This window comes from Actinoplanes sp. CA-015351, assembly GCF_050955685.1.
Taxonomy (GTDB): Bacteria; Actinomycetota; Actinomycetes; order Mycobacteriales; family Micromonosporaceae; genus Actinoplanes.
In genome coordinates this window covers 8,008,440-8,023,281 of sequence record NZ_CP192102.1, presented here as the reverse complement: position 1 = coordinate 8,023,281, position 14,842 = coordinate 8,008,440, and the positions used below count along the sequence as shown (strand labels likewise).

15 protein-coding genes are annotated in these 14,842 nt (G+C 69.1%); 8 read left to right on the top strand and 7 right to left on the bottom strand.

Annotated elements, in window-relative coordinates; genetic code table 11:
- The first annotated feature begins 114 nt into the window (after positions 1-114).
- Positions 115-1,953 carry a glycerol-3-phosphate dehydrogenase/oxidase gene (locus ACQP2E_RS36540; protein ID WP_433827505.1) on the top strand — a complete coding sequence of 613 codons (1,839 nt, stop codon included), beginning with the start codon at positions 115-117 and terminating at the stop codon, positions 1,951-1,953.
- Positions 1,950-2,237: a DUF4031 domain-containing protein gene (locus ACQP2E_RS36535; protein ID WP_433827504.1), complete on the top strand. Its 288-nt coding sequence runs from the start codon at positions 1,950-1,952 to the stop codon at positions 2,235-2,237. The genes ACQP2E_RS36540 and ACQP2E_RS36535 overlap by 4 nt, the downstream gene beginning before the upstream one ends.
- Here the strand turns inward: ACQP2E_RS36535 and ACQP2E_RS36530 are convergent.
- Positions 2,209-2,847: an HD domain-containing protein gene (locus tag ACQP2E_RS36530; protein ID WP_433827503.1), complete on the bottom strand. Its 639-nt coding sequence runs from the start codon at positions 2,845-2,847 to the stop codon at positions 2,209-2,211. The two genes, ACQP2E_RS36535 and ACQP2E_RS36530, sit on opposite strands and share 29 nt — an antisense overlap.
- Positions 2,848-2,876: 29 nt before the next feature.
- Here ACQP2E_RS36530 and ACQP2E_RS36525 point away from each other — a divergent pair, with 29 nt between their 5' ends.
- Complete coding sequence (locus tag ACQP2E_RS36525) at positions 2,877-3,989, top strand: FUSC family protein (protein WP_433827502.1); 1,113 nt, start codon at positions 2,877-2,879, stop codon at positions 3,987-3,989.
- A gap of 45 nt (positions 3,990-4,034) precedes the next feature.
- The gene (locus ACQP2E_RS36520; protein WP_433827501.1) at positions 4,035-5,615 is read left to right on the top strand and encodes a PrsW family intramembrane metalloprotease; all 1,581 of its coding nucleotides are present in this window, start codon (positions 4,035-4,037) and stop codon (positions 5,613-5,615) included.
- Here ACQP2E_RS36520 and ACQP2E_RS36515 read toward each other — a convergent pair.
- Positions 5,606-5,902, bottom strand: a complete 297-nt coding sequence (locus tag ACQP2E_RS36515) for a GroES family chaperonin (protein WP_433834219.1) — start codon at positions 5,900-5,902, stop codon at positions 5,606-5,608. The genes ACQP2E_RS36520 and ACQP2E_RS36515 overlap by 10 nt on opposite strands.
- A 190-nt stretch (positions 5,903-6,092) precedes the next feature.
- Between ACQP2E_RS36515 and ACQP2E_RS36510 the strand changes: the two genes are divergently transcribed.
- Positions 6,093-7,349, top strand: coding sequence for an AI-2E family transporter (locus ACQP2E_RS36510; protein WP_433827500.1), 1,257 nt, complete (start codon positions 6,093-6,095; stop codon positions 7,347-7,349).
- A 48-nt stretch (positions 7,350-7,397) separates the two neighbouring features.
- Here the strand turns inward: ACQP2E_RS36510 and ACQP2E_RS36505 are convergent, their stop codons facing one another.
- From ACQP2E_RS36505 to ACQP2E_RS36485, 5 genes are all read right to left on the bottom strand, one after another.
- Positions 7,398-7,739: a DUF1416 domain-containing protein gene (locus ACQP2E_RS36505; RefSeq protein WP_433827499.1), complete on the bottom strand. Its 342-nt coding sequence runs from the start codon at positions 7,737-7,739 to the stop codon at positions 7,398-7,400.
- 2 nt (positions 7,740-7,741) lie between these two features.
- The gene (locus tag ACQP2E_RS36500) at positions 7,742-8,590 is read right to left on the bottom strand and encodes a sulfurtransferase (RefSeq protein WP_433827498.1); all 849 of its coding nucleotides are present in this window, start codon (positions 8,588-8,590) and stop codon (positions 7,742-7,744) included.
- A 177-nt stretch (positions 8,591-8,767) separates the two neighbouring features.
- Entirely contained in the window at positions 8,768-8,845 is a 78-nt protein-coding gene (locus ACQP2E_RS36495; RefSeq protein ID WP_433834217.1) for an Ms5788A family Cys-rich leader peptide, read from the bottom strand.
- 65 nt (positions 8,846-8,910) lie between these two features.
- Complete coding sequence (locus ACQP2E_RS36490) at positions 8,911-9,648, bottom strand: LmeA family phospholipid-binding protein (RefSeq protein WP_433827497.1); 738 nt, start codon at positions 9,646-9,648, stop codon at positions 8,911-8,913.
- A 74-nt stretch (positions 9,649-9,722) separates the two neighbouring features.
- A complete protein-coding gene (locus ACQP2E_RS36485) occupies positions 9,723-10,709 on the bottom strand; it encodes a hypothetical protein (RefSeq protein WP_433834215.1) in 987 nt (328 codons plus the stop codon).
- A gap of 280 nt (positions 10,710-10,989) precedes the next feature.
- Here ACQP2E_RS36485 and ACQP2E_RS36480 point away from each other — a divergent pair, with 280 nt between their 5' ends.
- The 3 genes from ACQP2E_RS36480 to pstS all read left to right on the top strand — a co-directional run bounded on the left by ACQP2E_RS36480 (position 10,990) and on the right by pstS (position 14,819).
- Entirely contained in the window at positions 10,990-11,712 is a 723-nt protein-coding gene (locus tag ACQP2E_RS36480; protein WP_433827496.1) for a winged helix-turn-helix transcriptional regulator, read from the top strand.
- Positions 11,713-11,728: 16 nt separating this feature from the next.
- Positions 11,729-12,595, top strand: coding sequence for a mycothiol synthase (gene mshD, locus ACQP2E_RS36475; protein ID WP_433834213.1), 867 nt, complete (start codon positions 11,729-11,731; stop codon positions 12,593-12,595).
- 1,129 nt (positions 12,596-13,724) lie between these two features.
- Positions 13,725-14,819, top strand: a complete 1,095-nt coding sequence (pstS, locus tag ACQP2E_RS36470) for a phosphate ABC transporter substrate-binding protein PstS (RefSeq protein ID WP_433827495.1) — start codon at positions 13,725-13,727, stop codon at positions 14,817-14,819.
- The last annotated feature ends 23 nt before the right edge of the window (positions 14,820-14,842 follow it).

Here is a 14,842-nt window from a genome sequence, read left to right as displayed (position 1 = left end):
TCCGAGGGTGCAACGGGAGGAAGTCGAAGGTGCAGAACGGGTGCAACGACGGTGCTTCTCGGTGGCAAACATTCGTCCACCGGGGTGACACTCCATCGCGCTAACGTGGGACAGGTGCGTGATCCCTCGGAATCCCGGTACTCGGCAGGACGTCTTTCTCCGATCCGGCGGACAGCTGACCTGCGCCGGCTGCGCGACGAACAGTTCGACGTCCTGGTCATCGGCGGTGGCGTCACCGGCGCCGGCGCCGCGGTGGACGCCGCCTCCCGGGGGCTCAAGGTCGCTCTGGTCGAGGCCCGTGACTTCGCGGCCGGCACATCCAGCCGGTCCAGCAAGCTGATCCACGGCGGCCTGCGTTACCTGGAGCAGCTGGAGCTGCACCTGGTGCACGAGGCGCTGACCGAGCGCGGCCTGCTCGCCACCCGCCTCGCGCCGCACCTGGTGCGTCCGGTCCCGATCCTGGTGCCGCTGCCGGAGGCGAATTACGCCCAGCGCACCTGGCAGCGTGCCTACTACGGTCTCGGCGTGGCGGCGTACGACGTTTTCGCCGGCGCCTTCGGCTCCGGGCGGGGCATGCCGCTGCACCGGCACCTGACCCGCGACGGCGCCCGGCACATGTTCCCGAGCCTGCGCGCCGACAAGATCGCCGGCGCGATCCGGTACTTCGACGGTCAGGTCGACGACGCCCGTCTGGTGGTCAACCTGGCCCGGACCGCGGCGAGCCTCGGCGCGGCGATGGTCACCAGCGCCCGGGTCACCGGCTTCGTTCGCGAGGCGCGCCAGGTGGTCGGCGTCCGGGTCCGCGACCTGGAGTCCCCAGGCACTGAGCCTTTCCGCAGCGGAAAACCCACGCAAACCCGCGATGACGAATTCGAGGTCCGCGCCAAGACGGTGGTCGCCGCCACCGGCGTCTGGAGCGACGACATGTCGCAGATGCTGCGCGACGTGGGCCTGCGCCCTGGCCTGCGGGTCCGCGCGTCGAAAGGCGTGCACCTCGTGGTGCCCCGCTCGGCGATCACCGGTGAGGCCGGGCTGATCCTGCGGACCGCCACCAGCGTGCTCTTCGTCATCCCGTGGGGTGGCCACTGGATCATCGGGACCACGGACACCGACTGGCAGCTCGACCGATCGCACCCGGCCGCCTCGGCCCGCGACATCCGATACCTGCTCGACCAGGTCAACACGGTGCTGGACCGGCCGCTCACCACCGACGACATCGAGGGCGTCTACGCCGGGCTGCGCCCGCTGCTCTCCGGCGAGGCCGACTCGACGTCGAAGCTGTCCCGGGAGCACGCCGTGGTCGAGCCGATGCTCGGGCTGCTCCTGGTGGCCGGCGGCAAGTACACGACGTACCGGGTGATGGCCGCCGACGTGATCGACCACGCCGTTCGCCGCCTCGGCGGCCCGGCGCAGCCGTCACGCACCGACCAGCTTCCGCTGCTGGGCGCGGACGGTTACGCCGCCGCGTGGCGCGACCGGCAGGACATGGCCCGCCGGCACGGCGTCACCGCCGGTGTGGTCGAGCACCTCTTGGAGCGATACGGCACGCTCACCGTCCACCTGCTCGCGATGATGGCCGCCGACCCGGAGCTGGCGGCGCCGCTCGCCGGAGCACCGGAATACCTGGCGGCCGAGGTGGCGTACGCGGCACTGGCCGAGGGTGCCCTGCACCTGGACGACGTGCTGACCCGGCGTACCCGGATCTCGATCGAGACGACGCACCGCGGCACCGAGTCCGCCGAGCACACCGCGCAGATCATGGGCGACGCGCTGGGCTGGGACGCCACCGTGCGACAGAAAGAGATCGAGCACTACCTGGCCCGGGTGACCGCCGAGCGGCAGTCGCAGACCATGCCGGACGACGCGACGGCCGACGCGGCCCGGATCGGGGTGCCGGACGTGCGCGGCCTGGCCGCCGACCGCCGGGTGGAACTGCTCGAGATCGATCTTTGATCCTCGTCGACGAACCGCTCTGGCCGGGTCGCGGCTGCCTCTGGTCGCACCTGATCAGTGACGTGTCCTTCGACGAGCTGCACGCCTTCGCCGAGATGCTGGGTTCGCCGAGGAAGGCGTTCGACCGGGACCATTACGACATCCCGGAGTTTCGCTTCCACAGCGCGCTCTGGCTCGGCGCGACCCTGATGCCGTCGCGGGTTCTGGCGGCCCGGCTCCGGGCGGCCGGATTACGCCGCCCGAAGCATCTGGCCGCTAAGCCAGGTCTTCCAGCTCGGCCTTGAGGTTGGCCTGGGCGCGGTCCTCCCACTCGGCGCGGATGTCCGCGTGCCGGTAGATCGACGGCAGCTCCAGCAGCGCGTTCAGCACCTGGGTCCGGCCGGCCCGGAACGCGTCGTCCGGCACGTGCGCGTACTCGCGGCGGATCGCGCTGGTGTACGCGACGTACCGCTCGTCGTCGCTGGCGAGGATCGCCAGGTCGGCGTCGCAGAGCAGCTCGCCGTCCGGGTCGGTCTCCTCGGTGGCGTGGCCGGCGGTCAGCCCGACCAGGCGGGCCACGTCGGTGGACACCTCCTCCGGCACGCCCAGGCTCAGCAGCAGCCCTTCGGCGAACTCGGCGCTGTCCCGCTCGTTGGCGTCGCCCAGCGCCCGCGGGTCGTAGACGGCGTCGTGCAGCCAGGCGGCCAGGCGTACCCGGTCCGGGTTCGGTGCGAGGCCGGCGAACCGGTCCACCACGTCCAGAACGGACGCGAGATGGGTCACGTCGTGATAGTGGCGCTGCGGTTCGCTCCAGCGGCCGAGCAGGTAGTTCGCGGCAGCGTCCAGGTCGGCGTCGGGCGCGGTGGCGCCGGCGCCCCGCGCCGCCGCCCGGAAACGATCGGGCAAAGATGTCACCAAACCATCCTGGCACGTAGGTTGGGTGCATGATCGCCGCTCTGGCCCGCGGACGTGCGGGCTTGATGCTCGCGTCGCAATCGGGTCTCGCGGCCGGGCTCGCCTGGTTCGTCGCGCACGACCTGCTCGGACGGCCGACGCCGTTCTTCGCCCCGATCGCCGCGGTGATCACGCTGGGATCGTCAGTGGGCCAGCGGGTGCGGCGTACCGCCGAGCTGGTACTCGGTGTCGCGGTCGGCATCGGACTCGGCGACGGGATCATCCTGCTGATCGGAACCGGACCGGCGCAGATCGGCTTGATCGTGCTGCTCGCCGTGTTGATCGCCACAGCGGTGGGTGGCGGCACGCCACTGATCGTCCAATCGGCCTCGTCAGCCGTGCTGGTCGCCACCCTCACCACGAGTACCGGTCAGCCGTGGACACGCTTCCTGGACGCTCTCGTGGGCGGCGGAATCGGTCTCGCGGTGATGAGCCTGCTGCTGCCGCTGAACCCGCTCACGGTGGTGTCGCGCGCTGCTGATCCGGCGCTGCGCGCCTTCACCGGCGGCCTGCACGACGCGGCGCGCGGGCTCGCCGCCCGCGACCCCGACATGATCCAGGCAGCGCTCGAACGGTTACGGGCGGCGGAGGGGACCTTCACCGCCTTTCGTACGGCAATCGAAGCGGCCCGGGAGAACGTCACGTTCGCACCGGCGAGGTGGCGAGCGCGAGGTGCCCTGGCCCAGTACGTCGAGGGCGCCACCCAGCTCACCCACTCGCTCCGCAACGTCCGGGTGATGATCCGCCGGGCACAGACCGCGCTGAACGACAACGAGCCGGTCCCGGACGTGCTGCCGTCCTCGATCCAGCACCTCGGCGACGCCGTGGAACTGCTCCGGCAGGAGTGGGACCGGGGTGTCGAGCCGCTGGCCACCCGGGAACGGGCGCTGCGGGCGGTGGCCGAGTCGGGGCGGGCGTACCAGGAGGGTGTCGGGTACTCGGGCGGTGTCGTGGTGGCGCAGGTGCGTACCGCGGTGGCCGACCTTCTCCGGGCCACCGGCATCGAGTACGCCGAGGCGACCCGGCAGGTCCGGGACGCGGTGGGCTGGCACGGCCGCCCGCACGGGGCCCGCCAACGCTCACGCCGGCCCAAGCAGTCCTGAAGACGGGGCGCGCCGTACGCGACCGCGGTGACTACGCTGGCGTTCATGGCCGACGTCTCGCCGCCGGGGTCGTCCGACCCCGGTGCTCACCCGCAGGCAGTCACCTCCGTCACCGCCGACGAGGAGAACGCCGTCTCTCCGGATCCGATCCCGGCATATCCGGAGACGACCGACGCGATGGCGAGCGCGCCCATCCCCGGCCGCCGGATGGGCTGGCGGCGCTGGCTGCCGGTCTCCGCGGTGATCGCCCTGATCGCGTCGGCCGCCATCGGCATGCTCGTGTTCCTCGGTTACTCGATCGGCGTCACCGGCCTCGCCATCGGCCTTACCGCGGCGATCCTGCCGGTCCCGCTGCTGGCCAGCGCGTTCGCCTGGCTGGATCGGTACGAACCGGAGCCGGTCAAATACCTGGCCTTCTGCTTCGCCTGGGGTGCCGCCGTGGCGACCGCGGTGGCGCTCGTCGTCAACACCGGCGCGGCCTGGCTCTTCGACAAGATCGGCCTGCCGGACGCGCTGGTGGCGGTGCTGGTGGCACCGTTCATCGAGGAGTCGATGAAATTCCTCGGCCCGCTGCTGCTCTTCTGGCGGCGCCGCGCCGAGTGGTCCGGCATCACCGACGGCATCGTCTACTGCGGGCTCTCCGCGCTCGGTTTCGCCATGGTGGAGAACGTGCTCTACCTGGGCGGACACGGTTACGCGGCGGGTGCCGACGAGTACGGCCCGGCGACCGGCCTGCAGAACGTCTTCCTCATCTTCATCGTCCGGATCCTGTTCACCGGCTTCGCGCACCCGCTCTTCACCTCGATGGCCGGCATCGGCCTCGGCATCGCGGCGCGGTCCGCCGACCGGTCGATCCGCTGGCTCGCCCCGATCGCCGGCCTGCTGGCCGCGATGATCCTGCACGGACTCTTCAACCTGCTGCCGACGCTCTCCGCGGCCACCGGCGAGTCACTGATCATGCTGTACGGATACCTCGGCTTCATGGTGCCGTTCTTCTTCGCCGTCGTCGGGTTCGCGATCGCGCTGCGCAGCTGGGAGGGCCGGCTCACCGAGCGGGTCCTGCCGCGTTACGTGGCGACCGGCTGGTTCGCGCCGCCGGAGGTGGCCTCGCTCGCCAGCCTCGGCCGCCGGCACTCCGCCCGGCAGTGGGCCAAGCGGGTCGCCGGCCCGGCCGGGCACAAGGCGATGCGCAGCTTCCAGTTCGCGGCTACCCGGCTGGCGCTGCTGCGCGACGGCATGGAACGAGGCCTTGCCCGCGAGCCACGGGACGCGGAACGTGACGCGATCGAGGAACGCGAGTTGCTCGCCGCGATCACCGGTTACCGGTCGGTCTTCGCGGGCCGTGACCCGCAGACGCCGCCGGCCTGGTGGGACGGCAACCATTACCGGATCACGTTCCCGGACGGGGTGGTGCGGGCGGTGGCTCCTCCGGCCGAACCGGTCATGCCGGTGCCGGTGCGTCTCGCTGTTCCTGCTTATCCACCGCCGGGCTTTCATGCGTACCCAGTGGGTGGTGGTCCTGGCAGCCCGCCGCCGTTCCCGCAGCAACCGACCTGGCAGCAGCCGCAGCAGCCTTGGGATCAGCCGCAGCAGCCGCCGCAGGGCGGCGGGTGGCCTCAGAGATAGAGGCCGGTGCCGTCCGACTCGACCCGGGCGGCGGCGACCGCGTGCAGGTCGCGCTCGCGCAGCAGCACGTAACCCTTGCCGTGCAGCTCCACCTCGGAACGGTCGTCGGGGTCGAAGAGGACCCGGTCGCCCACGACGATCGAGCGGACGTTCGGGCCGACGCCGACGGCGGTCGCCCAGGACAGCCGGCGTCCCATCGACGCGGTCGCCGGGATCACGATGCCCGCGGTGGAACGGCGTTCGCCCTCGCCGCCGTCCTGGCGGACCAGGACCCGGTCGTGCAGCATCCGGATCGGCAATCCGGCCTCGGTGTGGGTATCGGAGCTCACATCCGCAGACGGTACGCCCGTGACCAACAGCTCTTCACCGCTGGGCGGGCATGGCCCTCACCGCTGCCGGGCATGGCCGGGCCGCCATTGAGGCACGCGGGCACTACCGTTACGAGCGCGTATCACACAGTTCCGAGGGGGTAACCTGTTGAACCGCTTCAGGCGGGTCCGGGACAACTTGAAGAAGGCCTACGACTCCGGCCGGGAACAGGTCCGGACGGCCCACGACGACCGCCCGGCACCGGAGCGGGAAGAGAGTTACACCGAGTTCGTGCCTCGCGCACCCGAGCCGGAGATCGTGCACCACTCGACGAACAGCCGGGACGACGCCGACGTGCCGCAGCCGCTACGGATCGCGGCGGCCTGGAGCTGGCGGCTGATCGTGGTCGGCGTGATCGGCCTGGCACTGTTACGGCTGATCGGCATGGTCAGCGTGGTGGTGATTCCGCTCGCCATCGCGCTGTTGCTCTCCGCGCTGCTCGGCCCGGCGGTCGGCTGGCTGCTGCGTGCGCGCCTGCCGCGTTCGCTCGCGACCTTCCTGGTGATGATCGGCGGCGTCGCCGCGGTGGCCGGCACGCTGACGCTCGTGGTGAACCAGTTCATCAACGGCCTGCCGAGTCTCACCGAGAACGCCAGCGCGGGTGTCCGGCAGATTCAGGACTGGGCGCGGACCGGCCCGCTGCACCTCTCCGACGCACAGGTCGACCAGGCGATCGACTCGGCGCAGGAGTGGGTGAACTCGAACACCTCGCAGCTGACCTCGACCGGCATCGCGACCGCGGCGACCATCGCCGAGGTGGCGACCGGGCTGGTGCTGGTGCTGTTCGCGACGTTCTTCTTCCTGCGCGACGGCCGCAACATCTGGCGGTTCATCGTCCGGCTCTTCCCGGTGAACGCCCGCTGGTCGATCGCCGACGCCGGCGATGCCTCCTGGGCCACGCTCGGGGCATACGTCCGGGCGACCGTGCTGGTGGCGTTCATCGACGCGGTCGGCATCGGCCTGGCTCTGCTGGTCCTGGACGTGCCGTTCCCATTCCCGCTGGCCGCGCTGGTCTTCCTCGGCGCGTTCATCCCGATCGTCGGCGCCGCGATCTCCGGCTCGGTGGCCGTGCTGGTCGCGCTCGTCGATCAGGGCTGGGTGGTAGCGCTGCTCACGCTGGGCGCGGTGATCCTGGTGCAGCAGCTCGAAGGGCACGTGCTCCAGCCGCTGATCATGGGCCGGGCGGTGGCGATCCATCCGCTCGCGGTGATCATCGGCATCGCCTGCGGCGTGGTGCTGGCGGGCATCATCGGCGCGCTCGTGGCGGTCCCGCTCATCGCGGTGCTCAACACCGGTGTGCGGCGGCTGTCGCGCCGCCGCCCGGAAGTGCCGCCGGACGCGGTGGTGGTCACGGCCGGTGGATAGCGAAAGGGGGCGGGAAATCCCGCCCCCTTTTCAACAGAGCGTGAGCGATCAGGCAGTAGCCACGTTCAGCGAGATCTCGTTGACGCCGACGCCGGCGTCCACCGCGAGCTCGCCGTTTCCGTGCCGGCTCAGCGCCCGCACGGTCCACGAGCCGGGAGCGGCGAAGAACCGGAAAACACCCTCGGGAGAGGACACCACCTCGGCGGTGAACTCACCGGAGGCGTCGAGCAGGCGAACGTACGCACCGCCGACAGCGTCGCCCTCGGCGTTGGTCACGATGCCGGTGATGACCGTTTCCCGGGTCAGGTCCACGCTGCTGGGGAGGGGCGTGGACTGATCAGGGGCAGCGCAACTGGCAGCGGCCGTCACGTTTGCGGCGGGTGAAGTCATGATCAGGCCTTTCCAGGTTCGTCGCCGAGCGCGATCGGGACGCCGATGAGCGAGCCGTACTCGGTCCACGAACCGTCGTAGTTCTTCACGTTCTGCTGGCCGAGCAGCTCCTTGAGCACGAACCAGGTGTGCGAGGAGCGCTCGCCGATCCGGCAGTACGCGATGGTGTCCTTGCTGCCGTCGAGGCCGGCCTCGCCGTAGATCTTGGCGAGCTCCTCGTCGGACTTGAAGGTGCCGTCCTCGTTGGCGGCCTTGCTCCACGGCACGCTCAGCGCGGTCGGGATGTGGCCGGCCCGCTGCGACTGCTCCTGCGGCAGGTGCGCCGGGGCGAGCAGGCGACCCGCGAACTCGTCAGGGCTGCGGACGTCGACCAGGTTCTTCACGCCGATGGCCTGGACGACCTCGTCGCGGAACGCGCGGATCTCCAGATCCGGCTCCTTGGCGTTGTAGACCGCCGTGGTCCGGGTCGGCACGTCCTTGGTGTAGACGCGGGCGTCGAGCTCCCACTTCTTGCGGCCGCCGTCGAGCAACTTCACGTCGCCGTGGCCGTAGAGCTTGAAGTACCAGTACGCGTACGCGGCGAACCAGTTGTTGTTGCCGCCGTAGAGGATCACGGTGTCGTCGTTGGAGATGCCGCGCTCGGAGAGCAGAGCGGAGAACTGCTCCTGGTTGACGAAGTCACGCCGGACCGGGTCCTGGAGGTCCTTCTTCCAGTCGATCTTGATGGCGCCCGGGATGTGGCCACCGTCGTACGCGGTGGTGTCCTCGTCGACCTCGACGAAGACGATGCCGGGGGTCTCGAGGTTCTTCTCGGCCCAGTCGGCCGAAACGAGTGCGGTGTCGCGACTCATCGGTTCACTCCCTGATGGTGGGTGAGGAGAGAGTCAGCGCACGGAGAAATGCTGTCGCACTCCGCGCGGACCCAGGTGGAGAGGTGGGATCACGGGCTTGCTGTGCGACGGCGCCACTGCCGGACAAAGAATTGCCCCGGGCTATCTAGAGAAGGTGCTCAGCACCGAGTGGCCCCGTCAGATTGCGGGGCGACACAGGCACGCGGCCACGCGACACAGGTCGATCGCGCGCCTTTTCGTGAGCAACGGGCTCATGCGTCCGACAGTACCAGCGAGCCCAAGGCGCGGAACAGAGCCGACCACCATCCGGGAACGGACGGTCACAGACCGCCTGCGGAGAGGTTCACGTTCTCGGCGCCGGCGGTCACCCGCAGGCCTTCCGGAAGGGCCTCGACCTGTTGCACGACCAGGTTCAACGGCAGCTCAGGGATCTTCAGATCGTAGGCCAACGCGTTGATCATGTTCTGCAGGAACGGCAGGGCCGGGAGATCCTTCGACGTCACCTCGGAGAAACGAACCCGAATCGACCCGTTCTCCACGGTCAGGTTCGTGGTGCCGGTGATCTCGATCGGCTTCTGACCGGGGATGTCCAGCTGCACCGTGGCGTTCAGTTTGCCGTCTTTCTCGGCGAGCTTCAGGCCGTCCTGGTTGACCAGGGCGGTGATCTCCGCGTACCCGATCGTGCCGGCGCCGGAGACCACACCCGCGATCACGTCGCCGCCGTTGCGCAGGGTGCTCAGCGGTGCGCGTACGTCCTGGGCGCTGATGTCGAGAAGCGACATCTTCACCGTGCCGCCGGTGCCGTCCGGCGCCGCGAAGTCCGGCAGCGCGATGTTGACCTGCTGGTAGTCACCGGCCGCGACCTGGGTGAGGAACGGGAAGCCGTCGATGGTGACGTCCGGGATGCCGCTCGTCGCGTTCTGCGAGGCGACCTCGGCCGCGATGCGGTCGGAGAGCTCGCGCTCCGCGTACGACTTACCGACCCGGTCGAGGACCAGCGCGCCACCCAGCAGGAGCAGCACCAGTACAACGACGACGGTGAGCAGCCTGCGCCTCACGATGCCTCCCCTTTCGCGGCCGGATGTCTGGGAAACGTACATGCCCAGGCTGGGGGTTCACCGAAACGGATGAGTCAGGAGAGGTAGAGGTGAACAAGCGCGTACGCCGCGACGGACATCAGCGCGAAGCCGCCGAGCGGGCCCTGCATGTGCCGTGCCAGCCAGAACGTCGGCGCGTCACCGGCCAGCCGGCGTCCCGCCTCGCTGAAGTTCACCGCGAGATCAACCAGGATCGCCGCGACCGCCGCGACCAGGCCGAGGACCGCGCCCTTCGCCGGAGTGAACGGCAGCACCAGGTAACTGCCCAGCATCGCGGACGCGAGCGTGCCGACCATGGCACCCAGCACGATGCCTGTCGCGCCGCGCGGCACCTGCGCCGCGATCCGCGGTTTCGGGAAGATCGCGTCGGTCAGCCGGGACACCAGCAGGGCCAGGCCCGCGCCGGTGCAGCAGACCAGGATCGCCTGGGTGCCGATCGGCTGGCGGGTCAGGACGATCAGGATCGCGTACGCCACCGAGCCGAAAACGATCATCGAGGTGGAACGGTACGAGTCACTGATCCGGTGCCGGTCGTCCGCCTTGAACAGCTGGCCGACCAGGGCCACCACTGTCGCGGCCGCGCCCACGTACAGAATCGGCATCAGCGCCGGGGCTTCGCTCGTGACCGCCAGATAGTCGGCGGCCAGTGCGGCCAGTGCGGCCACCGCCGCCGTCGTGGCCGCAGCGGGTGGCTGCAATGCCATCGTCCAGGCCAGCAGTCCGAGCAGTTGAACACCGAAGAGCACTATCGCGTACGAAAGACGGGCATCCGGACCGGAAGTGACCGAACCCAGCACGAGGGCGATCGCGAGAAGCGCGGCGAAGCCGGCGATCGCGATGGAGAGCCGCGGCCGGACCGGGACGACCTCGATCTCTTCGAACTCGTCGTACTCCTCCGGCTCGGCCGGAGGCTGTTCACCCTCCTCGTCGGGCACAGCGCCGTAGAATCCGGGCTTCGGCCGGCCCGGGTTGCGTGCGACCTTCTGGGAGGTTTCGGCATCCCAGGCATCGTCCTGCGGCATGGAGGGGAACACGACGCCGATCGTGCCAGACCCGTGACCACGGTCCCAATCTGCTCTTTAGAGTCAGGTAAAAGGCTGGTTACGAATCGGCCGTTCAGTCACCTTGTTAGCGTTCTCTACATCACTTGCAGGCTTGACCTGGATGTCGGGATGGGTCCATCGGTTAAGGTAATCGCAACCCACCCGTCGGTGACGCCGGGCCCAGTCTCTCCGGTGGCGGAGCTCTGAGCTGCGCAGACCGGGTCACCCGAGCGGCCTTTCGAGTGCCGCGAGGACGGAGGTGAGTGTGGAGATCCTTCTGCTGGTGACGGCACGTGCCGGTGAGCCTTCAGCCGTACTGCCCGCCCTGGACCTTCTGCCTCATTCAGTACGTACCGCACCGCGTGACGTCCGCACCCTGGTGTCCGGGCCGAGCCCCGACGCCGTGCTGGTTGACGCACGCTCCGAACTTTCCGAGGCACGTGCGACCTGTCGCATGCTGCACGCCACCGGTATCGGTGTGCCGCTGATCGCGGTCGTCACCGAGGCCGGCCTGATCGCGCTCAACGCCGACTGGGGTGTCGACGACGTCATCCTGGCCAGCGCCGGTCCCGCCGAGGTGGAGGCCCGCCTGCGGCTCTGCGTCGGCCGGATCACCAACGCGACGGCCGGTGCCGGCGGCTCGATCCGGGCCGGCGAGCTCAACATCGATCCCGACACCTACGCGGCGAAGCTCAAGGGCCGGCCGCTCGACCTCACCTACAAGGAGTTCGAGCTGCTGAAGTTCCTGGCTCAGCACCCGGGCCGGGTCTTCACCCGCGACCAGCTGCTGCGCGAGGTCTGGGGCTACGACTACTTCGGCGGTACTCGTACCGTCGACGTGCACGTCCGTCGCCTGCGCGCCAAGCTCACGACCGAGTACGAATCGATGATCGGCACCGTCCGCCAGGTGGGCTACAAGTTCGTGGTCCCGCCGAACGGTCGCCAGCTGCCGGACAACGAGCCGGTTTCCCTGCCGGTCTGATCAGACTGAGGTGACGATGGTGCAGCCGGTCCGCGCTGCGGACCGGCTGTCCGCGTCCTCGGTGTCCGACGTTCTGGCTTTGGCCGATGCGGCCGCGGCGTCGGACGGGGTTTACCCACTGTCCGAGGACGCTGTTCTCGGGTTGCGGGGTGCTGGCCGTCATCTGCTCTCCTTCGCTGGCGATCGGCTGGCGGGTTATGCTTATATTTCCGATTCTTCCGGCGAGCTGGTCGTTCATCCTGACTTTCGTCGCGCCGGTCATGGCACCGCATTGCTCGCTGCGGCCGGTCCTGGCCCGCTGACGTTCTGGGCGCATGGCGACAATCCGGGCGCTTCTGCCTTCGCCTCACGTAACGGTTTCGACCGGGTGCGGGTGCTCTGGCAGATGCGCCGCTCTTTGCTTCTGCCTTTGCCGTCGATCCCGGTGCCAGCGGGCGTGACATTGCGGGCGTTCAGCCCCGGCCACGACGAGCAGGCCTGGCTCGACGTCAACGCGCGCGCTTTCGCCCACCACCCGGAACAGGGCCGCTGGACCCTCGACGACCTGCTCGCCCGCGAGGCGGAGCCGTGGTTCGACCCGGCCGGCTTCCTGCTCGCCGTCGACATCACCGACAAGGTGCTGGGCTTCCACTGGACCAAGGTCCATCCCGCGGCGGGTGACGATCCGGCGCTCGGCGAGATCTACGTTCTTGGTGTCGACCCGTCCGGGCATCGCCGTGGCCTGGGCGTGGCCTTGAGCGTCGCCGGTTTACGCCACCTGGCCGCCCAGGGGTTGACGATGTCGAACCTCTATGTGGACGAGTCCAATGCGGGGGCGGTCAAGCTTTACCGCGGGCTGGGCTACGGGATTCACAAGACCGACGTCAGTTACCAGCGCTCTTAAACGCTGTCCAAGATCCAAGATCCAAGCTGGCTGGCGCCCCTCGTGGGCCGGTGCCGCCACAACCCCGCTGCGTGTTGATTTCGGGTGCGATTCGAACCTGAAGTCGACACGCAGCAGCCGTTTCCCCGTGTGCGTGGCGATAACGGGTGCGGATTGCACCCGAAATCAACACGCGGGGCCGTGAGCCGACGCGGGGCCGTGAGCTGACGCGGGGCCGTGAGCTGACGCGGGGCCGTGAGTCGACACGGGACCGTAAGCCGACACGCGGGGGCCGTGAGCTGACGCGGGGCCGTGAGCTGACGCGGGACCACTAGGTCGACACGTTGGCTTGATCGCCCGGTTGTGCCGTTGCGGGCCGTGGACCCCCGCCGGAGGCAGGTGACGCCGATCCCGGCTTTGTCACCGCAGGCCACCTGGCGGGGCGGCTGGACGAACGCCGAGTTCCCGGGCGTTGACAGGAAGTTGCCAAGGTCGCGGGATGTAGCGCGGGCCGCTGCAGAGGTGATGGGGCGTGAGCCGTAGCCATCTGAACTACGGCCGGCCTGCGAGCTTGGAGGCTACGGGTCGCTGGGCTCTGGTGGGCCGTCGCCCGCTGGTGTGCTTGGCGACTTCGGGCCTGGCGAGACGGTGAGTGGGCACAGGGTGCCGGCGCACGGTGATTGGGCACGGGGTGCCGGCGCACGGTGAGTGGGCACGGGGTGCCGGCGCGCGCCGCTGGCTGGATTGCGTTGCAGGGGGCCGCGCCCGGACGGGGCGCTAGCCCCGCTGATGCGGTTGTGGGGCCACGGGAAGGCGTAGCAGAAAAGGGGGTTTTGGGTTGTGGCGTGAGTTACAGGCGCACTCTGGGTTAGTAGCAATTAGCAGCGAGTGATCAGCGCTGGTTTTTGGTCACGGCCCGGACAAGGGGAGATCTCGCGAAGGTCACGGACGACCGTATTTATCCGACATATCGGGTAGTGAGTACTCGGTTCACTTAACGGACAACTGGCGCTCCAAGGATGGCTACCTTCTGGGGTTTACCTGTTCACCCTCAGTTCATTTGGGGCCGGTTAACCGGTCACTTCGCGCTCCTAACTTTTCGGTTGTGAGCCGGTGAGAGACCGGCTGCAGATAACCCGAAGGGAAAACCGTGAAGCTCCAGCGGTCCGGACTCGTGGCCGGCATTGCTTTGACTGCGACGATCGCACTCACCGGGTGCGGCTCGGACAACGAGGCGCCGACGGCGAGCGGTGCCGCGTCTGCCGACACCAGCAGCTGCGTCAGCGGCAGCCTGACGGCGCAGGGCTCGACGGCCCAGAAGAACGCCATGGACGAGTGGATCAAGGCGTACCAGACGCAGTGTTCCGACTCGAAGGTCGACTACCAGGGCACCGGTTCCGGCGCGGGTATCGAGGCCTTCATTGCGGGCACCGCCGACTTCGCCGGCTCCGACTCGGCCCTGAAGGAGGACGAGCAGCCGCAGGCGGACGCCAAGTGCCCCGACGGCAAGGCGCTCAACCTCCCGATGGTCATCGGCCCGATCGCGGTCGTCTACAACGTGGAGGGCGTCGACGGCCTCCAGCTGTCCTCCTCCACCATCGCGAAGATCTTCGCCGGCACCATCACCAAGTGGAACGACGCGGCCATCGCCGCGGAGAACTCGGGTGCGAAGCTCCCGGACGCGACCATCGAGACGGTTCACCGCTCGGACGAGTCCGGCACCACCGACAACTTCACCAAGTTCCTGAGCAAGACCGCTGAGGCCGACTGGTCGTTCGCGAACGCGAAGGCGTGGAAGGCTCCGGGCGGCACCGGCGCGGCGAAGTCCGACGGTGTGGCCAGCAAGGTGAAGAGCACCCCGAACACGATCTCCTACGTCGAGCTGTCGTTCGCTGAGAACAGCGACCTGCAGAAGGCGAAGATCAAGAACGGCGCCGGCGAGTACACCGAGCTGACCGGTGAGTCGGCCGGTAAGACCTTCGAGAACGCGACCGTCAAGGGCACCGACGGTGACCTGGCCCTCGAGCTCGACTACGCCACCACCACCCCGGGCGCGTACCCGATCGTGCTGGTGACCTACGAGATCGCCTGCAGCAAGGGCTCCGCGAAGGCCAAGGAGATCCAGTCCTTCCTGAAGTACACCTCCAGCACCGCCGGTCAGACGGCGCTCGCTGAGCTGGGCTACGCCCCGCTGCCCGAGGCGCTGCGGGCCAAGGTCGAGACCTCGGTCGCCGCGATCTCCTGATCGATTCGTCAATCCCTCCGAGA